Source organism: Methylobacterium sp. Leaf466 (assembly GCF_001425565.1).
Taxonomy (GTDB): domain Bacteria; phylum Pseudomonadota; class Alphaproteobacteria; order Rhizobiales; family Beijerinckiaceae; genus Methylobacterium.
The window spans coordinates 95,203-116,579 of the sequence record NZ_LMRC01000012.1; the positions used below are offsets into that span (position 1 = coordinate 95,203).

At 68.2% G+C, this 21,377-nt stretch carries 19 protein-coding genes; 3 read left to right on the forward strand and 16 right to left on the reverse strand.

Annotated features, from left to right (window positions below):
* Positions 1-29: 29 nt before the first annotated feature.
* Both ASG59_RS06840 and ASG59_RS06845 read right to left on the reverse strand, forming a co-directional pair.
* A complete protein-coding gene (locus tag ASG59_RS06840; protein WP_156399140.1) occupies positions 30-770 on the reverse strand; it encodes a response regulator in 741 nt (246 codons plus the stop codon).
* Positions 770-4,078, reverse strand: coding sequence for a PAS domain S-box protein (locus ASG59_RS06845; RefSeq protein WP_056407681.1), 3,309 nt, complete (start codon positions 4,076-4,078; stop codon positions 770-772). The genes ASG59_RS06840 and ASG59_RS06845 overlap by 1 nt, the downstream gene beginning before the upstream one ends.
* A 331-nt stretch (positions 4,079-4,409) precedes the next feature.
* On the opposite strand from ASG59_RS06845, the gene ASG59_RS06850 reads away from it, so the two are divergent.
* Positions 4,410-5,405, forward strand: a complete 996-nt coding sequence (locus ASG59_RS06850) for a right-handed parallel beta-helix repeat-containing protein (protein ID WP_156387684.1) — start codon at positions 4,410-4,412, stop codon at positions 5,403-5,405.
* 4 nt (positions 5,406-5,409) lie between these two features.
* Here the strand turns inward: ASG59_RS06850 and ASG59_RS21395 are convergent, their stop codons facing one another.
* The 13 genes from ASG59_RS21395 to ASG59_RS06910 form a co-directional block, all read right to left on the reverse strand.
* Positions 5,410-5,538: a hypothetical protein gene (locus ASG59_RS21395; RefSeq protein WP_274533829.1), complete on the reverse strand. Its 129-nt coding sequence runs from the start codon at positions 5,536-5,538 to the stop codon at positions 5,410-5,412.
* Between the two features lie 103 nt (positions 5,539-5,641).
* Positions 5,642-7,174, reverse strand: coding sequence for an acyl-CoA carboxylase subunit beta (locus tag ASG59_RS06855; RefSeq protein WP_055885534.1), 1,533 nt, complete (start codon positions 7,172-7,174; stop codon positions 5,642-5,644).
* A 138-nt stretch (positions 7,175-7,312) separates the two neighbouring features.
* A complete protein-coding gene (locus ASG59_RS06860; RefSeq protein ID WP_056407683.1) occupies positions 7,313-8,107 on the reverse strand; it encodes an ATP12 family protein in 795 nt (264 codons plus the stop codon).
* 49 nt (positions 8,108-8,156) lie between these two features.
* Positions 8,157-8,819: an HAD-IA family hydrolase gene (locus ASG59_RS06865; protein ID WP_056407685.1), complete on the reverse strand. Its 663-nt coding sequence runs from the start codon at positions 8,817-8,819 to the stop codon at positions 8,157-8,159.
* 31 nt (positions 8,820-8,850) lie between these two features.
* On the reverse strand, positions 8,851-9,234 hold the full coding sequence (locus tag ASG59_RS06870; RefSeq protein WP_055885543.1) for a hypothetical protein: 384 nt from the start codon (positions 9,232-9,234) through the stop codon (positions 8,851-8,853).
* A 122-nt stretch (positions 9,235-9,356) separates the two neighbouring features.
* Positions 9,357-10,811 (reverse strand): RluA family pseudouridine synthase, encoded by a 1,455-nt coding sequence (locus tag ASG59_RS06875; protein ID WP_056407687.1) that lies wholly within the window; start codon positions 10,809-10,811, stop codon positions 9,357-9,359.
* 148 nt (positions 10,812-10,959) lie between these two features.
* Positions 10,960-11,847, reverse strand: coding sequence for a class I SAM-dependent methyltransferase (locus ASG59_RS06880; protein WP_056407690.1), 888 nt, complete (start codon positions 11,845-11,847; stop codon positions 10,960-10,962).
* The gene (locus ASG59_RS06885) at positions 11,847-12,971 is read right to left on the reverse strand and encodes a class I SAM-dependent methyltransferase (protein WP_156399141.1); all 1,125 of its coding nucleotides are present in this window, start codon (positions 12,969-12,971) and stop codon (positions 11,847-11,849) included. Before ASG59_RS06885 ends, ASG59_RS06880 begins: the two co-directional genes overlap by 1 nt.
* Before the next feature lie 34 nt (positions 12,972-13,005).
* Positions 13,006-14,301, reverse strand: coding sequence for a hypothetical protein (locus ASG59_RS06890; protein WP_347379675.1), 1,296 nt, complete (start codon positions 14,299-14,301; stop codon positions 13,006-13,008).
* Between the two features lie 183 nt (positions 14,302-14,484).
* Positions 14,485-15,324 carry a class I SAM-dependent methyltransferase gene (locus ASG59_RS06895; protein WP_056407696.1) on the reverse strand — a complete coding sequence of 280 codons (840 nt, stop codon included), beginning with the start codon at positions 15,322-15,324 and terminating at the stop codon, positions 14,485-14,487.
* 107 nt (positions 15,325-15,431) lie between these two features.
* Positions 15,432-15,788, reverse strand: coding sequence for a hypothetical protein (locus ASG59_RS06900; protein WP_156399143.1), 357 nt, complete (start codon positions 15,786-15,788; stop codon positions 15,432-15,434).
* Between the two features lie 63 nt (positions 15,789-15,851).
* Positions 15,852-16,424: a hypothetical protein gene (locus tag ASG59_RS20345; RefSeq protein WP_156399144.1), complete on the reverse strand. Its 573-nt coding sequence runs from the start codon at positions 16,422-16,424 to the stop codon at positions 15,852-15,854.
* 214 nt (positions 16,425-16,638) lie between these two features.
* On the reverse strand, positions 16,639-17,529 hold the full coding sequence (locus ASG59_RS06910) for a transglycosylase SLT domain-containing protein (protein ID WP_244475667.1): 891 nt from the start codon (positions 17,527-17,529) through the stop codon (positions 16,639-16,641).
* 154 nt (positions 17,530-17,683) lie between these two features.
* On the opposite strand from ASG59_RS06910, the gene ASG59_RS06915 reads away from it, so the two are divergent.
* Both ASG59_RS06915 and ASG59_RS06920 read left to right on the forward strand, forming a co-directional pair.
* The gene (locus ASG59_RS06915; protein WP_055885575.1) at positions 17,684-19,312 is read left to right on the forward strand and encodes an ABC transporter ATP-binding protein; all 1,629 of its coding nucleotides are present in this window, start codon (positions 17,684-17,686) and stop codon (positions 19,310-19,312) included.
* 15 nt (positions 19,313-19,327) lie between these two features.
* Positions 19,328-20,545 (forward strand): phosphopentomutase, encoded by a 1,218-nt coding sequence (locus tag ASG59_RS06920; protein WP_056407702.1) that lies wholly within the window; start codon positions 19,328-19,330, stop codon positions 20,543-20,545.
* A gap of 88 nt (positions 20,546-20,633) precedes the next feature.
* Here the strand turns inward: ASG59_RS06920 and ASG59_RS06925 are convergent, their stop codons facing one another.
* Entirely contained in the window at positions 20,634-21,344 is a 711-nt protein-coding gene (locus ASG59_RS06925; protein WP_056407704.1) for a histidine phosphotransferase family protein, read from the reverse strand.
* Between the last annotated feature and the right edge of the window lie 33 nt (positions 21,345-21,377).

Below are 21,377 nucleotides of genomic sequence, written 5' to 3' on the forward strand. Positions count from 1 at the left end.
CCGTGATGAGCGCCCGTCGCCGGTGGTGGTCAGGACGCCTGTCGCACCGGTTGCGCCGCGACGGGGGTGCCGAGGTCGCGGTGCAGGCCGGCCATCGCGGCCAGCGCCAGGCGGCTCGCCTCTGCCGCCTCCTCGATGTCGCCCTGTGTCAGGGTGCCGGCCCGGCTGGCGCGCTCGAAGGCCCGGCAGGTCTCCGACAGGGGCGTGAACCCCAGCATGCCCGCCGAGGAGATGAGCCTGTGCGCGATCCCCGCCAGGTCGCGCTCCGGGTCGGCGAAGGTTTGGTGCGTGGCCGGTTCGAGCAGGAAGCCGGTCCTGAGGACGCCGTCGAGATCGCACAGCATCCGGGCGAGCTTCTCGCCCCCGAGCAGGTCCCTGAGTTCGTCGAAGGTCGCGCGGTCGACCGCGGCGGGGCCGGCCGCCGTGCCCTGTTCGGACGCGGTCCACCGGGCCACGGCCGCGAGCAGTTCCGCCCTTCGGAACGGCTTGCCGACGTGGTCGACCATGCCCGCCGCCTTGAACGCCGCCACCTGATCGGGCAGCACGTTGGCGGTCAGCGCCAGGATCGGGATGGTCGCTCGGCGCCCACCCATCGCGCGGATGCGGGCGGTGGCCTCCAAGCCGTCCATGACCGGCATCTGCACGTCCATCAGGATGACGTCGTAGAGGGTGCGCTGGGCCGCATGGACCGCCTCGGCGCCGTCGCAGGCGACGTCGACCTCGTGCCCGGCACCGGCCAGGACCGCCATGGCGATCTCCTGGTTCGTCATCACGTCCTCCACCAGCAGGATCCTGGCGGGGCGGTGCGCTGCGGCCGGATGGGGCGCGACATCGGCCGCCGCCGGTACCGAAGCGCCGATCGCGAGGTCCACCGTGAACCAGAAGGTCGAGCCCCCCCGGGCCGGCTCTCCATCCCGATCCGCCCGCCCATCAGTTCGACGAGGCTCCTGCTGATGGCGAGCCCGAGTCCGGTTCCTCCGAAGCGGCGCGAGATCGAGCCGTCGACCTGGCTGAAGCGCAGGAACAGCCGGTCGCGCCTGTCCTGCGGAACCCCGATGCCGGTGTCGCCGACCTCGCAGCGCAGGTGCAGCGTGCCCGCCTTGCGTCTCTCCCCGCGCAGGGTGAGTGCCACCTCGCCTGCGTGAGTGAACTTCACCGCGTTGTTGAGGAGGTTCAACAGCACCTGGCGCAGGCGGTTCTGGTCTCCCACCAGTGTCCGTGGCAGGTCCGGGTCGATGTCGGTCCGCAACGCGAGGGGTTTGTCGGCCACGAGGCCGCTGATCATCGCCATGGTGTCGGCCACGAGCGCGGACAGCGAGAACGCCTCCGGTTCGAGCTCGACGCGGCCGGCCTCGATCTTCGAGAAATCGAGGACGTCGTTGACGATGGTGAGCAGCGCGCGGCCCGAACCGAGGATGCGGCCGAGCTTGATCCGGTCCGGCGCGCCCTGCCCGGGCTCGTCCAGCAGCATCTCGGTGTAGCCGATGATGCTGTTGAGCGGGGTCCGGATCTCGTGGCTCATGGCCGCCAGGAAATCGGACTTCGCGGCATTCGCCGCCTCCGCCTCGATGCGGGCCGCTTCGGCGGCATGGCCGGCCTCGATCAGCACCGCCTCGGCGTGCTTGCGCCGGTCGACGTCGAAGTTCAGTCCGACCATGCGCAGGGGATGGCCCTGCGCATCGACATACGCGCTCCCGATCCCGTGGAGCCAACGGATGCCGCCATCGGGCAGCAGCACGCGGAATTCGGCCGAGTAGCTCTCGCCGGTCTCCACGGCGCGCCTCACCGCGGCCCACACGAGGTCGGCATCGTGGGGGTGGACGAGCCCGCTCCAGGTGTCGGCGGTCATCGTCGCCGGCCCGTCGCCCTCGAGCCCGTGCATGGCCGCGCTCTCGTGGGACAGGATGACCGCGGCGATAGCGCCATCGGCGAACACCACGTCCCAGGTGCCTGCGCCGGCCGCCGTCTGCGCGATCCGCAACAGGTCGGCCGATTGGCGCAGGGCGTCGCGGTCGGTCACCGCGTCGTGGATGTCGAGGGCGGTCCCCAGCCAGTTCACAACCTCGCCGTCGCGCCTGATCGGAACGATCACCAGCCGGTGCCAGCGATGAGCGCCGTCCTCCCCGGCCAGGCGCACGTCGGCCTCCCAACGACCGTCCGCGGCGATCGTCCCGTCGTTCCAGGCCCGCTCGATCGGCGCGCGGTCGTCGGGATGGTAGCAGGCCAGCCGATCCACGAAGGTGGTCCCGATCCGACCGTGGTAGGTCTCGAAGCGGCGGTTGGCATAGACCGTGTCGCGGCTGTCGCGGTCCATGATCCAGACCATCTGCGGCAGGGTGTCGGCCAGGATGCGGTAGCGGGCCTCGCTTTCGCGCAGGGCCTCCTCGGCCCGGCGACGCTGCGAGGTGTCGCGGACCGCAGTGATGAAGCCGTCCGGCCTGCCCCGGGCGTCCCGCTGGATCTGCAGCGAGGCCTCGACCCAGATCCAGCGCCCGTCCCGGTGGCGCAGCCGGCTCACGGCCACCGCCCGGTCGCGCTCGCCGGAGACGAGGCCCGCGATCATCCGATCGAACGCCGGCACGTCGTCGGGATGGATGCCGTCGCGCGGGCTCAGGCCGATCAGTTCTTCCGGGGCGTAGTCGATGAGGGCTCGGGAGGCGGGCGAGACGTAGGTGCGTCGGCCCTCGCGATCGAGCCGCACGATCATGTCGCTGGCGCTGTCGGCCATCTGGCGATAGCGCGCCTCGCTGATCCGCAGTGCCTCGGCCCTCTGTCTCCGGCTCGTGACGTCGCGACTGAGACAAACGAACCCGACGAGGCGGCCCGCGCCGTCGCGCAGCGGCTCGAGGAGGTCGCTCGCCCAGAAGCGCGTGCCGTCCTTGTGCTGGCGCCAGCCTTCGACTTCCGCCCGGCCCCTCGCCCGTGCCGCCGCGACGATGGCCTTCGCCGAGGCGTCGGCCCGGTCGTCGTCGGGACGCAGGTGCGACAGATGACGGCCGACGATCTCCTCCGGCTTGTAGCCGAAGATGCGCTCGCCGCCGGCGTGCCAGTCGATCACGATTCCATTGGGGTCGAGCAGGGAGATCGCACAGACGGTCAGGCCTTCGACGATGAGCCGGGCCTGGCTTTCGCGTACCGCGCGTCTCGCCTCGCAGTCGGGCGGGTCGGTCACGTCCTCGGTGACGATGACGAAGGCGTCGGGCCGGTCGACGGCCGTTTCGCAGGTGGCTCCGACCACAACGGATCGGATGTCGCCGGAGGGCCCGACGATCCGCGCCTCGTAATGGAAGCCCCTTCTCGCGGCACTCGCCGCGGCGACGATGGCGCGCGCCCGCTCGCGGTCGTCGGGATGATGGCGCAGGAGCATCTGGTCGAGGCCCGGCGCGGCCTCGTCGGGACCGAACCCGTAGATCCGGCGCGCCTCGGCCGACCAGGCCCGGTCGCCGGTCGGCCATTCGAGACGGATGTGCCCGACTTCCCCGAACCGTCGCGCCACCGGAAGGACATCGTCGGCCTCGGCGTCGGATGTCCGGCCATGCGGTTCTCCGGCATCCCGCGCCTTTGCGCTCCGATCGGGATGCGGACCCAGGGAATGGATTTGCAGGTGCGCCGAGACGACCGCGGCCAGATCCCGGAGGCGGCGGCGTCGATCGGCGCGGAACGTGCGTGCCGTCACGTCCAGGACGCAGAGCGTTCCGACCCGCAGCCCGGACTCCAGGGTCAGCGCGGCGCCGGCGTAGAAGCGAATGCCCGGTGGCCCGGCGACGAGCTTCAGCCGCGAGAAGCGCGGATCGCGGCTCGCATCCTCGACCACGAAGACGTCGTCCGACGCGATGGCATGACGGGAAAACGGGTCGTCCTTGCCAGCCCCGTCGAGGGACGGGCCGCAGACCGTCCCAAACCGGACCCGGTCGGCCGCGACCAGCGAGACCGCGGCGACGGGGAGGTCGAACAGGGATCTCGCGACCTGGCAGACGGCCTCGAACAGCGGGTCGTGTTCCGTGCCGACGATCCTCGGATCGCGGGAGAATCGCAGGCGCGGCAGCGCGATGGCAGCAATGGGGAGCTTATCGGACACTCCGACTGCGGTCCTTATCGACGGTTGGTCGGCCTCCGGCCGATGTCATCGAGCCGTCCGGGTCGAGCCCTATCATCGCCATCGCCGACTGAACACCGCGTCGTGATCGACCGGGCCGAGGGGGTGACGATCTCCCGGCGATACGGTTTCCGCTTGGATCGAGCGGGAACGGTATCACCGAGCCCGCGCGGCGCCTGAGCGAAGCCCATGTCCGCATCACGACGTGATCAACCGGAAATGTCATGAGACCAGCCGTGGCCGACGGCGTCGTCCATCGCCCGCTGGCGGCGAAAGCCGGTCTTCCGCCGCATTACGGGGGCAGGTGCAGGCGATGATCGCAGTCCCGTTCCTGGCCGCCCTGGTCGTGTCCGTTTCGCTCACCGCACCGGCGACGGCCTCGCCTCCCTGCGGCGCCGAGGCCAGGGCCCGGCTCCTGGCGCCGCCGGGTCCGGACGACGACACGGTTTCCCTCACCTGCTCGATCCGCCTGCGTCCCGGGGACCGGATCGCGCGCAAGATCCTCCTCGAAGGGAGTGCGGCCTCGGGCGTGACCCTCGATTGCGCCGGGGCGACCCTCGGCCGGACCGATCCCCCGCCGGCGTTCAGCGATTTCGCCGTGGAGATCCGCTCGCGCCAGCCGACCCCCGGCTCGCCGCACTGGGAGCGGCCGGTGGACGTGACCCTGCGCGACTGTACGATCCTCGGCAACGTCCGGATCTGGGGCATGGGGCTCAACGGCCAGGGCGATGCTGTGCGGCAATCCTCTCGCCGGCCAGGGCATACCGAACGGGCGCAGGGAGCGGCGCCGAGCCGGATCCGCATCCTCGATTCCCGCCTCACCGCGCTCGGGGCAATCCCGCTCTATCTGGCGCCCGGCGTCACCGGCGTGACCCTGTCGGGCTCGACGCTGGACGGCACCTCCTCGGCGGTGGCGCTGTATCTCGACGCCGAGAGCGGCGGCAACACCATCACGAACAACACTTTCGCGGTCTCGGCGGGCCGTGAAATGGTGGCGGTCGACGGTTCGGCCCGCAACACCATCACCGGCAACCGCTTCGTGCTCGGGTCTCGCGGCGGCATCCACCTCTACCGCAACTGCGGCGAGGGCGGCACGGTCCGCCACCAGACGCCGTCGGACAACCTCATCACCGGCAACAGCTTCCGCCAGACCGGCCTGTGGCGCTCCGAGCCCGTCAAGGTCGGCTCGCGCGGCGGCTGGGGCTGGACCATGAACTGCGACGCCGATGCCGGATATCCGTTCGGCAGCAGCCTCGACGACGACGACCATGCCACCGGCAACGTCGTCGAGGGCAATCGCGTGGAGTAGCGACCTACTTCTTGGCCGCCTTCACCGCCGAGCTGACCATGTCCTTGGTGGAGGGCGCTGCGGCGTTCGTCTTGGTCACGACCTTCTTGGGCTTCTTGGCCTCGCGGCTGCCGCGCTTGTTTTCCTGCGCCATGACGGTGTCCTCCGGTGGTTCGAGGGCGCGATCATGACATGCCGCGGCGATTCCTCGGCATGGAAAAGCGATGCCGCGAAACGCCGGCGCACCGGCTCTGGCATCAGAGCGGGATGTTGTCGTGCTTCTTCCAGGGCTGCTCCATCGCCTTGGTGCGCAGCATGCCCAGCGCCCGGGCAATGCGCTTGCGGGTCGAATGGGGCATGATCACCTCGTCGATGTAGCCGCGCTCGGCCGCCACGAACGGCGACAGGAAACGATCCTCGTATTCGGAGGTGCGTGCCGCGATCTTGTCGCTGTCGCCGATTTCGCTGCGGAAGATGATCTCGACGGCGCCCTTGGCGCCCATCACCGCAATCTGCGCGGTCGGCCAGGCGTAGTTGAGGTCGGCGCCGACGTGCTTGGAGGCCATCACGTCGTAGGCGCCCCCGAAGGCCTTGCGGGTGATGATGGTGACGAGCGGCACGGTGGCCTGGCTGTAGGCGAACAACAGCTTGGCGCCGTGCTTGATCAGGCCGCCGTATTCCTGGGCGGTGCCCGGCAGGAAGCCCGGCACGTCCACGAAAGTCACGATCGGGATCGAGAAGGCGTCGCAGAAGCGCACGAAGCGGGCGGCTTTTCGCGATGCGTCCGAATCGAGCACGCCCGCCAGCACCATCGGCTGGTTGGCCACGAAGCCGACGGTGCGGCCCTCGATGCGGCCGAAGCCGGTGATGATGTTGCGGGCGTAGGTCGCCTGGATCTCGAAGAAGTCGCCCTCGTCGGCGACGCGCCGGATCAGCTCGCCCATGTCGTAGGGGGTGTTGGGGTTGTCGGGAATCAGGGTGTCGAGGCCCTTGTCGAGGCGCAAGGGGTCGTCGAAGCTCTCGATCTCCGGCACGCCGTCGACGTTGTTGGCCGGCAGGAAATCGAGGAGGCGGCGGATCTGCAGGATCGCCTCGACGTCGTTCTCGAACGAACCGTCGGCGATGGACGACTTCGTCGTATGGACCTTGGCGCCGCCGAGCTCCTCCGCCGTGACGACCTCGTTGGTGACGGTCTTCACCACGTCGGGGCCGGTCACGAACATGTAGCTGGTGTCGCGCACCATGAAGATGAAGTCGGTCATGGCCGGCGAATAGACGTCGCCGCCCGCGCACGGCCCCATGATCACCGAGATCTGCGGGATCACGCCCGAGGCCGCGACGTTGCGCTTGAACACCTCGCCGTAGCCGCCCAGCGCCGCCACACCTTCCTGGATGCGCGCGCCGCCGGCATCGAAGATGCCGATGATCGGGGCGCGCATCTTCAGCGCCATGTCCTGGACCTTGATGATCTTGGCCGCGTGCGTCTCGGATAGGGAGCCGCCGAACACCGTGAAGTCCTTCGAGAACAGGAAGACGGTGCGGCCGTTGACGGTGCCCCAGCCGGTGACGACGCCGTCGCCGGGGATCTTCTGCTTCTCCATCCCGAAATCGGTGGAGCGGTGCTGCACGAACATGTCGAATTCCTCGAACGACCCGTGGTCGAGCAGGAGTTCGATGCGCTCGCGCGCCGTCAGCTTGCCGCGCTTGTGCTGGGCCGCGACGCGGTTTTCGCCGCCGCCGAGGCGTGCCTCGGCGCGCCGCTCCTCGAGCCGGTCGAGAATGTCCTTCATGGTGGTCTGGCCTCGAGCACTGGAACGGTCACGACCTCACTCGCGCCGGTACAGGCTTTGCCGGTACAGGCTTGGCGGTAAGGTCCTGGGTCGGCCTTAGCACGGGTCGCTCCGGTGGAAAACGGGCTGCGGGCTCCCTCAGCCGGCGTATTGCGCGGTCAGGGCGGCCGCCTCGAACTCCGCCTTGCGCATCGTCATCCGAGCCTGCGCCTCCTCATCCGGCCCCCAGACCGCCGCCTGGTAGGTCTCGTCCACATGGGCGGCCTCCCACGCCTCCTCCGGGCTCAGGCGGCCGCGCAGGACGGCGAGCGCGATCAGGAGCGAACCGGTGAGGGTCGTCATGTTGTGGAGGGCGGCGAGTCGGAACGGTCCTTCGGTCGCCGCGATCGCCTCCTCCAGAATGCGGATCGACCGCTCGGGCTGGTCGACGTGGCGCACGCCCTCGCTCAGGATGAAGCGGGCGCCGAGCGCCTCGTATGCCCAGTCGAGCACCGGGTCCCAGGCGGCGGCCTGCATCGCCACGAGGCGCTCGGGCTCGCCGGCCCGGTAGGCGACGAGGTCGGTCACGGCATAAGACGCCAGATCCGCCACCACCGCCTCGCGGCGGGGGGCGACCCCGTCGATGGCGGTGTTGGCGAGACGGGTAAGGGGCATCCGTGCGGGGTCGATCACCGCGACCTGCGTCTGCCATTCCGCCGCCACCGCTTCGGCCAGGGCGCGTGTCGGCAACGTCAGCGGGTTCTTGGCGGGCGTGTTGGCGGAGCGCCCATCGAGGGTGAGGCGAAAGCCGCCCCCGGCATCGGCGAATCCGGCCTGTTCGTAGAAGCGCTTGGGCAGGGCCGGACGCCCCCCTTCGCGCACCGCCTTCAGCGGATCGCGGGCGGCGGACGGATCGGGCTCGCCGAGCCAGTCGGACAGGGTGTCGTCGTTCATGAAGGACCAGATCTGGGGGAACCGGATTTTCGACGGAGGACGAGGTGCCTCAGGCGGGCGGCAGGGGGCCGCTGAACAGGTCGGCGAGGGCTCCGGCATGGTCCACCACCGTCACCGCGCCCGCCCCGAACAACGCGCCGGGGCTGTGATAGCCCCAGGCGACGCCGATCGCGGCGGCGCCGGCGCTCACCGCCATCGCCATGTCGTAGGTGGTGTCGCCGATCATCATCGTGGCCGAAGGCACCGCCCCGGCTTCGTCCATCGCCTGGCGCAACATGGCCGGGTCGGGTTTGGAGGGGGCGTCGTCGGCGGTCTGGGTGGTGGCGAACCAGCCCTCCCAGCCGTTGGCGGCGATGAGATGCTCGACGCCGCGGCGCGACTTGCCGGTGGCGATGCCCAGGCGCAGGTCGTTGCGCGCATGCAGCTTGGCGAGAAGGTCGCCCATGCCGGGAAACAGCGGCTCCTCGTAGTCCGGGTCGAGCCGCAGCGCGTTGAAGGCGCGCTTGTAGCTCTCCGACAACCCCTCGATCGGCCCATCCTCGCCCACGAGACGGCGGAACGCCTGCGGCAGCGACAGGCCGACCACCGAGAGCGCCTCGCGCCGCTCGGGGCACGCGAGCCCGTGCTCGGCGAAGGCCACGCCTTGAGCCGCAACGATGAGATGCTGGCTGTCGACGAGGGTTCCATCGACATCGAAGACCACGAGCCTCACGGTGCGTCGGGCCGATCGACCGCGACGCGCATCACGGCTGCCGGGCCGGTGCGGCCGGCGAGGCGGGATTGGCCCTCGGCCGCTCGTAGCCGAGCTTGCACCGCACCAGGAAGCGCCGCCGGGCGCCGCCGCGCAGGCCGCGGTTGTGCGATTGCCGGTTGCAGCTGGCGTAGGAGTTGCGCCGCCGCTTTTCCGGCCGCGCGCCGGGGAGGGGCCGCTGGACGGGCGCCGTCGCGGCCGCCGGCGGCGCGGCTTGGGCCGGTCGCTGCACGGTCGCGGGCGGCGTCACGGCGGGAGGCTGGGCGGGCGGGGTCTGCGCCGAGGCCTGCCCGAACATCAGCGCACCGACCAGCATGCCGCCGGCAAGGGCCGCACCCGTGAGGCGCGCGCGGGGGGGGATCGTCGGTCGATGCATCGGTACTCCGCCACAGGGCCGCCGAAGCGGGACCACGTCTGCGACCCGCCGGCCGCGAGGATACGGTATGCACGGCGATTGCCAAGCATGTTCCCGGCACCCTGCGGCATCGGGCCCGCCGGTCAGGCTTCGGGTGCCTCGACGATGGGGTCGTAGCGCGACGCATCGAACCCGAGCAGGTTCCAGCTCTGCGCCATGTGCGGCGGCAGGGGCGCGGTCACGTCCACCGGCTTTCCCGTGCGCGGATGCGGGATCACGATGCGGCGGGCGAGCAGGTGCAGCCGGTTCTGGATGCCGCCGGGCAATTCCCAGTTCTCGATGCTGAAGTACTTCGGGTCGCCGACGATGGGGTGGCCGATGTGCGCCGCATGCGCGCGCAACTGGTGGGTCCGGCCGGTCACCGGCTTCAGGGACAGCCAGGAGAGCTTCTGGGCGGCGTTGTCGACCATGGCGTAATAGGTCAGTGCATGGGCCGCCCCTTCGTCGCCGTGGCTGGCGACCCGCATGCGCGCGTCGGCGTCGGTCGGCTCCTCCTTGGCCAGGTAGGTCGAGATCCGGCCCTGGTGGACGCGCGGCACGCCGGCGGTGAGCGCCCAATAGACCTTGCGGGCCGAGCGGGAGCGGAAGCTCTTGGCCAGCGTCGCCGCGGCCAGCCGCGTCTTGGCGACGATGAGGCAGCCGGCGGTATCCTTGTCGAGGCGGTGGACGAGGCGCGGCTTCTGGCCGTCCTTGCCGGTCAGGGCCTCGAGCAGGCCGTCGACGTGGCGCACGGTGCCCGAACCGCCCTGGACCGCGAGGCCGAAGGGCTTGTTCAGGATCATCATCTCCGCATCCTCGTAGAGGATCAGCGAGCGGATGAAGTCGGCGTCGTTCGCGTCCCGCGCGAGGCTGCGCGGGCGGTCCGCCACCGGATCGAGCTTGAGCGGCGGGACGCGCACGCTCATGCCCGGCGCGAGGCGGTCGTTGGGCTTGGCGCGCTTGCCGTCGACCCGCAGTTCGCCCTTGCGCACGATGCTCTGGACGCGGGTGAAGGGCAGCTGCGGGAACCGCGTGGTGAGGAAGCGGTCGATCCGCATCTCGGCCTCGTCCTCCTCCACCACGAGGGTCTGCACCCCCGAGGCGAGGGTGGCGGAGGCGGCGGCGCGCTGCTCGCGCCGGGTCGGCCCCTCAGGGGCGGGCTCCTGCGCCGTGGCAGCGGCACGGCGCGGCCGCGGAGCGTCGGTGATCTCGGTCGCCTCGGCGCGAGGCGCACGGGTGCGGGGCGCCCGGACGGGGCGCGCCTCCGCCTCGGGGCCGGGATCGGGCGCATCGCCGGGACGCCAAGGCGCACGCTTGGCCGATTCGTCGCCCCGGACCTGGGCGGCGCGCTGTGCGGCATCGAGGGCGCTGGTGCGCGGGCCCGTGCGCTCGCGGTCGGGACGTCGGAACGCCTCGGAACGTCCGGGCTTGCCCGGGCGGAACGGCTTGGCGGCACGGCCGGGGCCCGCGCCCCTGCCGCTGGCATCCTTGCCGCTGGCATCCTTGCCGCCGGCACCTTTGCGCCCGGCGCCGCCGCGTGAGGGTGGTCGAGTGGTCATCGCCCGCTGCTAGCATCCGCCCGGCGCCGCGACAAATCAAACCCGCCGCGCGACCCAAGCAATCGCCGTCGTCCGGTCGACCGGTGTCGGTCGCACCGGGAGGGGGCTCCCACGGTGCCCGGCCATCCTCGATCGGCCGACCCGAACCCTATGGCGACACGCCATCGCCCATCGGCGCGGGCGGGCGTCTGGCGAGTTCGGTCCGCAGGCGCAGGATTTCACTGTCCCTCTCGGCGATGCCGCCGAGCAGAGCGGAGACGGGATTCGTCAAGACGTCGACGCTCAGGGTCGACGGCGGGATGACCGCCCTCTCAGCGGATTTCGCCGCGACTGCGATGTGATAGGTCGGCGGACGCCCGGCCTGCTTGCGGACGCGCGACAGAGAGGGGTTGGAGAGAAACGAGACGGCCTCGGAGGAGGCGCCGTCTTCCAAACTCCAGATCGCGGACCCGTAGATGATCTCCTGGCCGAAGAACGCGATCGTCGGAAAATGCTTCGCCAGCATCGCTCGAAACTGATCGAGGTTCATTTCCTCGATATGAAACGGGTTGGGTACACCGCCTCTGGCGTAGGAATACACGTCCCGGTTCGGCGTGGAGCAAATGAAGATCCCGTCCCGCGCCAGGACGCGATCGACCTCGCTGACGAAAAGCCGCTGGTCGCGGAGATGCTCGATCGTCTCGAACGAGACGACCACGTCGACACTGCCGTCGCCGACCGGCAGGTTCAGCGCATCGCCCACCGAGAACGTCGCCCATTGACCGTGGGTCCGGACGGCATGGTCGACGACCTGGGGAGAGACATCGACCCCAAAGATCTCGGAGGCGCCGGATTGGGCCAGCAGGGCGGTGCCGTAGCCCTCGCCGCACGCCACGTCGAGAACCCGCTTCCCCCGCACCAGGTCGCTGCAGGCGAGGTAGCGGTGCAGATGTTCCAACGCCGTGTCGTCGACGCTACCTCGCGGCACGAACCGCTCGCCGCCGCCGCCCAGGTCCTCCGCGATGGGGCCCGAGAGCCGGAACTCCTTGGTCCCCATCACCTCGTCCCATCCGACACGCCGCGGCGGCGCAGCCAGATCGAGCCGCCGGAGTTCTTCAGGAAGCTCGGGCAATCCGCCTTGATGACGTCGACGCGAAGCTGAAGAAACATATCGTTGAAGAAGACGACTTCGAATTCTTTGTTGAAGGCCAGAAACGCGCGCAGACCATAGATCTCATTCCACGACCGATTCTCGGCAACCGCCCAGCTGTGGCTGTATTCGAACGGGTAGAAGATGTCGTGAAAATGGATGAAGACGCCCGGCTTGATCAGAGGAAGCACCTCTGCCAATTCGAACGCGACATCGGAACCGGTCTTCAAGACGTGCGTGCTGTCGATGAAGAGAAAATCACCCTCTTCGAGAGTCTCGAAACAGCTGAGCGGGACTGACTGGATCCCCTGTTCGAGAATGGTCACGCGCTGGATATCGTCCTCGCGGATCAACGATTTGAGAAGGGTCGGATGCGGCTCGATGAACGTGATCTCGCACGGAAACCCACCCGGTCCCGAGGAGGCGTCGAGCAAGCAGGCCGAGGAATAGCCGGATCCGACCTCGATGACCCGTTTCGGCTTGAAGCGCCGAAGGAGCGCGTAGAGAACCGTCCCATCGCCGTAGGAGAACGCCGGGTTCTTGTAGTGATAGCGATGGTGACCGTCCGGTTCGTCGGCGAACGGAATGTCTTTGGCATACGGCAGAAGGTCGTCCCGCCAGAATTGCGTCATCTTGGCGATGTCGAGATCGAGCCCGACGAGCGTTTCAGGCTCGCGACGCTGGCGTGACGGGGTGATCGTCGACGTCAACGTCGTCGGGTCGACGACCGGCGAATAGAAGTGCCCGGCCGGAGCGAAGATGGGCACGGTACTTTTCTGCTGCGCGGCAGGCGACTTGCGATTCTTGAACTCGTCGGTGTTCGCGAAACGCTCGAGGACGGCGGGGAGAGAATCGAGATCGACGATCAGCCGTGTGATCGCAGTCATCTCGTTTGGGCCGGGGGCACGCCCCATGAAAATCGAAAACAGCGACGTCACGATCTTCTCTTGAACGGTACCGGCGTGAGCGTCGTTTTCCACAGTTGCATTCCCCACGGTTTGGGATTTCGGATCGGCGGAACCTGCTGTCACGATGCGACACTCCTCGCCGATCGACACGGATGGATCAACCGATCGCCGCCTCGGTTTCACTCAACAAGTCGGCCAGGTCCTTGTTCGCGAACGTGGCCGTGCCGGACCCGGCCTCGACCGTCATCGTCCTCAATTTCCAGACCAACTGACGGCGGTCGGCACCCGTGCCCTTCATGAACGGAGACAACGTCGGCAGGGTCGTGATGTCGACGGCGAACCGTTCTGACGGAGGCTCGGGTACCGTCATCGTGATCGTGATCATCGTTTGAGCTTCGTTGATCGTGAGGTCGTGCGGGATCGTCATACCGCCTGGGAACGAGGTCGAGACCTGATTGAAACTCGAGATCTCCCCTTTGGGAATGTCGGCCACGATCTCGATTCGGGTGATGCCTTTGCCTTCAAACGGAATACTGACCTTCGACTTCATCCACATGCCAGGCATTGCCCCGACGGGAAAAAAGACTTTGACACCGCTTTTTTCGGCACAGGGCAGCTTGGCCCAATCCAAATCGAGATGAAGCCCACTCTGGATCAAGGTCAGAGGCGGCATTTTGCGAGAGGTCAGCGCATTGCGGTCGATCTCGAGAAACTTTTCATACTTTTCGGCAGAAAGGTGATCGAGTTCGACAGTATCGTTTTTATAGTCGAATATTTCGGTTTTATCGAAGCCTATCGAGTTATAGAGATCTGGTGTATAGTGCTCACCCTCTTCGCCGATATATTTCGCGTTGACGGTTGCCGTCGAAATTCGAACCCGACCGAGCTCGTTCGTGGCGACATTCTTGAAAAGATCTTGATTCGACGGCAGCGGTCCGTAACCGCGCGAAAGCCACAACTTGTAGATCGGAAGATACGGGCGATCCGAGTAATCGACGAGACTGATGGCATCGATATAGGGACGCACGAGTTCGTTTCGCTCCCTCCAATGCCGTCGCGTCAGGCCAAACCCCCAGTTGTGGTGCATTCTGCCCAGGGCGGTTTTCGACCGCTCCTGCGCCTCCACCGTCACGACGACATTGGATCCGTAGGCGGAGACCATGCCGATGCGCTCGTCGCCGAGCGCCTGCTCGATGAGGCGATCGAGGATCTCGATGTATCGTGGGCTTGGAACGAGGTCGTCCTCGAAGAAGATCGCCGCCTCGTTGTCGTGCTCCACGAAGGCGCATTGCTCCGCGGCATCGATGTTCAGCGCGATACCGAGATTGCTCGATGAACGACGCATCTTTCCCTGCGGAAAGATGCGGTGAAAGATTTCCACGCACTCGTCGATCAACTTGGGGTCGGTCTTAACGACATCGTAGTAGCTGCTGTAGGCCGCATCCTGAAACAACCACACATCCCGTCCCGGATCGGACGAAAGGTCGACGGACGCTCGCAAACCCTTGAGTGTCTGCCTCAGATATTGAGGTCTGTTGTAGGAAACGATGAAAATCGGACTACCCATTGACCACCCCCATGCCGAACATCTCAACGTTTCTATCGAGGAAAGGACGAAGCCGGAAACATGCGCCGGTCAATTGACGCAGTACAAAACAAAAATTCCGGTGTTGTCCGATAGATAGGCGTATTGCTCGGAGGCCATGAAGCGGAAATACGCGTCCTTGAAGCCGGCTTTCTTGACGCGCTCCAAAATATCCCACCCGGGCAGTTCGAAGACGAGCGAGCCGCCAGAATTGAACGGGTCGCCGTGATACTCCGGCTTGGTGATGTGCTCGATCTCGCCGTCGGCCAGCAGCTTTGCCTTGCGTTCACCCTCCTCCCGCATGAAGAGGAACGGGTGGGTGCCGATGTGCATGCCCCCGGGGACGAGCACGCGCGCCATTTCGCCGAGCGCCTCATCCAGGCTGGGGACGTGTTCCAGCACTTCGTTGGTCATGACGAAGTCGAACGTCGCCGACGGGAACGACAGGCCGGTGAGGTCTTCCTGCGGTATCGGAAACATCGTCTTGCGGGTCTGCTCGTTCGTCGTGAACTCCGACCCGTAGAACATCGGATAGCGTCCTCTGAGACGCAGCGCGAGTTTCGTCACGGCTTCCGGTGAGTAGATCTTCACCATGATCGAGCGCGTGCGAAGCTGCTCGTCGAGGCAATACATCACCGCGCGTTGTCTCGAGTTGACCCCGTCGAAGACAAGGTTTTCCCTCAAGTTTTCGATGCTGCCCTCGATTTCGTGTGACAGCACCTTCCTGTTGGTCAACGGCTCGACGAAACCGTTCGCCAAGACCCGCTGGCCGATCGCTCTGGCGTGCGAGGCATCACCGGCGAACTTGTTTTCGGCGAGCCAGGTCTGCCATTCACCGAACGACCGAAACGTGACATCGAGCGTATACGGATTTGAAATCGGTGTTTGCATTTCGTGCCTGCTCCATGCCGGTCTTGTCTTGACGATCAGTGCGGCTGGTCTTGCTTCCCCATCGCGTCCTTCAGAGCATACGGAGGCGCCACGTCGACTTGGCAGATCTAGGCACCACCGCGGAGCGGCCAGAAGACCAGACTGGACGGAGCCACGCCTGCCTTCGAGAATTCACCCACCATCATGTCGGTGAACTGCCGGCTTCCGAAGCTCAATTCGCCCACGACGAGTTGGGCGCGACGTTGCTTGACTTCCGCCGCGATGCTGTCGAGCGTCGCCGCGTCGAACGGTTTGCCGCGATCGTAGATGTGGACATCGTAGAATGCCGGCTTCTTGCCGCCTGCGGAAAAGACGCTGTCGATGCTTTTCACACTCTTCGTGAAACGATTGACGGGGCAAGACACGGTCGAGGGTATGTCGGGACGAGCCTGCTTGACGAGGCTGGCGGTGAAATTCGCGTACACGTCTTTGAGTTCAGGCGAGAAATCGGCCGGCGTGCAGCCCTCGTTGAAGAGGTCGAAATTGACCTAGAACGTGTCGTCGATTTTGATCTGGCGTTGCGAGTCCTCGACGAACTTGACGACGGTCGGCAACAGGGACTGGTCGTAACAATCCCCCCACGCCGTTCGACGACAGGCGGGATGGATCGTGCCCTGCGGACCGAGTGCAATCGTCAGGCTCTTGAAGCCGGCGCGCTTCACATCCGTGGCGTAATTCGCGATCGCGGCCCCGGCGGCGGCGCCGTTGACGACATCGAACCAGTTCTTTTGGAACTTCGCTTGTGGTCCGAAGAAAACGATCGTTCTCACCGTCGAAAACCCGGATTTGCGCATCGTTTCGAGCTGAGCTTGAACTTGCGCGCGGATTTCAGGCTGGTCGTACTTCGGCAGAAACGCGGCGTCCTTGATGGTCGCATTTTTGCTGGTCGAGCAGAGAGCGACGTTTTCAGCCACGACGTTCAAGAAACTAAAGTTGATTCCATAATCCGTGGCTTCCGCCCGCGATGTGGATACGATGGCTAGACAGCCGAACCATGCCGCCAAGAAGGTTCGATGCGACGTCGATAGTGACAGTCCCATTGTGGCTCGCCCGTAGGTCATGATTATGAACGCCTGCGTTTACACAGAGTGAGCCACAGGCGCAAACGCAGGCGGTCTCGTCGAATGTCCGCCTGCGGCACGCCGGATCCCGGGCGATGCCCGCCTCGCGCCCGGAGCGCGGGCTTGACCCGAGCGGCTGGGCGAAAAGAGCGCCATGGTTTCGAGCGGGAGTCTCGATGGCGTGGCGAGAGGTCCATACGTTTTCTCGGACCGGTCACGTCCGCAGGACGAGGCAGGCGCCGCCCACGCCTCTGATCCGGGTGCAAAGGGCATCGGCCGCGGCCCGGCTCTCGGCGGGGATGCGGATGCGGTAGAAGGCGCGGGTGCCGCGGTTGCGCAGGCGGGTGCCGATGATCATCGGGCGGACCTCGCCGATCACCCCGGCGTAGCGGGACCGCGCCCGCGAGAAACTCGCCAGGGCCAGGGATTTGGAAAAATTGCCGGCGAGCTGGATGCCCCAGGGGGCGGCCGGGCCTTCGGTGCCGCCCAGGGCGAAGCGGTCGCCGCGCCGGGCGATGCGCAGGTCGGCGGTGACCTGCAGGCAGGTCTTGTCCGGTGTCACGGTCTTGCCTGGTGTCACGGTGCCGGCATTCGGAGCGGTCGCGTCCTTCGCCTCGGAGGGGTCTGCCGGCGTCGACGCGGCCGCGCCGCGCCAATCCTCGGCGGGGGCGCCGGTGATCGCCAGCACGTAGCCGCGGGTCTCGGCCGGCAGGCCGCCGGTGCCGGCGAGCCAGGCCGAGACCCGCCCCGGCCCGCCGTTGTAGGCCGCCGCCGCCAGGCCGAGGTTGCCGAACCGCCGGTTCAGGTCGGCCAGGAGATGGGCCGCGTGCGGGATCGCCTGTTCCGGGTCGAACGGATCGGTCAGGCCGCGCTCGCGCGCCGTGCCCGGCATGAACTGCGCCACCCCCTGCGCGCCGACGGGGCTGACCGCGGTGACGCGAAAGCTGCTCTCCCGCCAGATCAGCCGGGTGAGGAACGGGACCGGCAGGGCATGGCTCCGGGCCGCACCCTCGATCAGCCGGCACAGCGCCTGTTCCACGGTCTCGCCGCCGGCCTCGGCACGGGCGCCCTGGCTCGACCCGAATCCCAGGACGAGGGCGGCCAACACCGCGGCGGGTGCGCTGGGGAGGGCGAAGGGTCTGATCACGCCGCGTTGTAGCGCGATCGGGGTGGCGATCAATCGCGAGGGCACGCATCGCGGAGCGAGCGCGGGCGCGCTATAAGCCCTCGCCTTCCCGTTCCCTCCACCGCCGGTGCCGATGACCGACCCCCTGCTTTCCGTCCAGGACCTGTCGGTCGCCTTCCGCTCGCGCGAGCGCGAGACCCTGGCGGTCGACCGGATCGGTTTCACGATCCGCGCCGGCGAGACCCTGGCGCTGGTGGGGGAATCGGGGTCGGGCAAGTCGGTCACGGCGCTGTCGATCCTGCGGCTGCTCGACGGCAGCGCGGTCCACCCCTCGGGGCGCATCCTGTTCAAGGGCCGCGACCTCCTGACCCTGCCCGAGCGCGACCTGCGCAAGGTCCGCGGCGCCGACATCACGATGGTGTTCCAGGAGCCGATGACCTCGCTGAACCCGCTCCACACCATCCAGCGCCAGATCGGCGAGGTGCTGGAGGTGCATCGCGGTCTCTCCGGCAAGGCGGCGCGGGCGCGCATCCTCGACCTCCTCGCCCTCGTGGGCCTGCGCGATGCGGAGAGCCGGCTCGGGGCCTATCCGCACGAACTGTCGGGCGGCCAGCGCCAGCGTGTGATGATCGCCATGGCGCTCGCCTGCGAGCCCGACCTCCTGGTGGCCGACGAGCCGACGACCGCCCTCGACGTCACGGTCCAGGCCCAGATCCTCACCCTGCTCGCCGACCTCCAGAAGCGGCTCGGCATGGCGATGCTGTTCATCACCCACGACCTGGGCATCGTGAAACGCATCGCCGACGACGTCTGCGTCATGCTGGCCGGGCGCATCGTCGAGGCCGGCCCGGTGGCCGGCATCTTCGCGGACCCGCAGCACGCCTACACCCGCCGCCTGATCGCCTCCGAGCCGACGGGCCGGGCCAACCCGGTGCCCACGGCTGCGCCCGTCGTCCTGGCGGCCGGGCCGATGAAGGTGTGGTTTCCGATCCGCCAGGGCCTGCTGCGGCGGACCACCGGATACGTCAGGGCCGTTGACGGCGTCTCCATCGCCGTGCGCGAGGGCGAGACGGTGGGCGTGGTGGGGGAATCGGGCTCGGGCAAGACCACGCTCGGCCTGGCGCTGCTGCGGCTCACCGCCAGCGAGGGGCCGATCGTCTTCCTCGGTCGAGCGATCGAGGATCTGAGCGTGTCCGCGATGCGGCCCCTGCGCAAGGACATGCAGGTGGTCTTCCAGGACCCCTACGGCTCGCTGTCGCCGCGCATGACCGTGGCCGACATCATCAGCGAGGGGCTGGTGGTGCAGGGGCAGGCGCGCTCGCGGACCGAGCGCACCGCCATCGTCGCCCAGGCGCTGACCGAGGTCGGGCTCGATCCGGCGACCATGGACCGGTACCCGCACGAATTCTCCGGCGGCCAGCGCCAGCGCATCGCCATCGCTCGGGCGATCGTGCTCAAGCCCCGCTTCGTCGTGCTCGACGAGCCGACCTCCGCCCTCGACCGCTCGGTGCAGGCGCAGATCGTCACGCTGCTGCGCGACCTCCAGCGCGAGCGCAAGCTCGCCTACCTGTTCATCAGCCACGACCTCAAGGTGGTCCGCGCGCTCGCCAACTACGTCCTCGTCATGCAGAACGGGCGCGTGGTCGAGGAGGGGAGCGCCGAGGCGATCTTCGCCGATCCGCAGACCGCCTACACCCGGGCCCTGTTCGCCGCCGCCTTCGACCTCGAGACAGAGACCGTCGACGACCCGGTTCCGGCCTGACAGGACGAGACCGTCATGGCCCGCGCCTTCCTCATCGTCCTCGATTCCGTCGGCATCGGCGGCGCACCCGACGCCGCCGCCTACGGCGACGCCGGTTCCGACACGCTGGGCCATATCGCCGAGGCCTGCGCGGGCGGACGGGGCGACCGGCCGGGCCTGCGCACGGGCCCTTTGCGCCTGCCGCACCTGGCCTCGCTCGGCCTCGGCCTCGCCGCTCAGGGCGCCACCGGGGCGATCCCGCCGGGGCTGGCGCCGGAAGGCCCCATTACCGGCGCCTACGGCCATGCCGTCGAGATCGCCGCCGGCAAGGACACCCCCTCGGGCCATTGGGAGATCGCCGGCCTGCCGATGCAGAAGCCTTGGGGCTACTTCCCGGACGCGAGACCGGCCTTCCCGCCCGAGTTGACCCGCGCCCTCGTCGCCGCCGGCCGGCTGCCGGGCATCCTCGGCGACTGCCATGCCTCGGGGATCGCGGCCATCGACAGCTTCGGGGCCGAACACGTCCGCACCGGCCGGCCGATCTGCTACACCTCCGCCGACAGCGTCTTCCAGATCGCCGCCCACGAGGAGAGTTTCGGACTGGAGCGGCTGCACGGTCTCTGCCGCCTGGCCCGCGACCTCTGCGACCCCTACCGGATCGGGCGGGTCATCGCCCGGCCCTTCACCGGCACGCCGGAGGCCGGCTTCCGCCGCACGGCCAACCGCAAGGACTACGCGACGCCGCCCCCCGAGGAGACTCTCCTCGACCGTCTCACCGCAGCCGGGCGCGGCGTGGTCAGCATCGGCAAGATCGGCGACATCTTCGCCCATCGCGGCACCGGCCGCGAGGTCAAGACCGCCGGCAACGAGGCCGGTCTCGACGCGGCACTGGACGCCTTCGACGCCCTGACCGAGGGCGGCCTCGTCTTCCTCAACCTCGTCGATTTCGACACCGACTACGGCCACCGGCGCGACGTGCCGGGCTATGCCGCGGCACTAGAGGCCTTCGATGCGCGGGTCCCCGAGATCCTGGACGTGCTGGGCGCCGGCGACCTGTGCATCGTCACCGCCGACCACGGCAACGACCCGACCTGGGCGGGCACAGAGCACACCCGCGAGCAGGTCCCGATCCTGGCCTTCGGCCCGGACGTGCCCCCCGGCCCGATCGGGCGACGCGAGACCCTGGCCGATATCGGCGCCACCGTCGCCCGCCACCTCGGCCTGCCGCCGCTGCCGGCCGGGCACGCCTGGTAGGAATTGTTTCACGTGAAACCGCCGGGATGACGGTGGCGCCGTCACCGGGACGAGATCTCGCCCGCCTCTGACGGACCCCGCGATGGGCTCAGGCCAGGGCGGTGTCCGGCGGTCCGAGGTCGAGGGGGACGCCGACGATGGGAGCTTCCTCCGCGGCCGTCGCGCTCGGCTCGGAGCGAATGGTGACGGTGTCGCCGTCGATGGAGAAGCGCACGTCCATCGCCGCCGCCCTAGCCACCAGGCCGGCGTAATAGGCGAGGATGCCGTGGGCATCGACGCCGTGCTCGGGCGCGCCGGCGATCAGCGATTCCACGTGTGGCGGGATACGGGCGTGCGAGCCCTTGGCGCGCAGCACCAGGGTCGGCGCCTCGCCGTCGCCCGTCACCTGCACGTCGATCACCCCGCCGCGCGGAATCGCGCTTGTGGCGATGACCACGAGGTTGAGGAGCAGCTTGACCTTGTTCTTCGGGTAGAGGGCCTGCGGCGCGCTCCAGGTGAGCTGGGTCTTCTCGTCGCCGAACATGCCGCGCGACACCTTCTCGGCGTCGGCCAGGTCGATCGAGGCCCCGGCCGAGCCGGCCGCCCCGAAGGCGATGCGGGTGAACTGCAGCCGGGCTGAGGCCTGGCGCGCGCTCTTGCGGATCAGGTCGAGGGCGAACTCGCGCATGGAGGCGTCGCTCTCGTCCTCCAGCACCTCGAGGCCGTTCACGATCGCACCGACCGGGCTGATGACGTCGTGGCAGATGCGCGAGCACAGCAGCGCCGAGAGGTCGAGGGCATCGAGGGTGACGGCGGTCATGGCGCTCTCCGCGCAGAGGTCGGGCTGCGATAG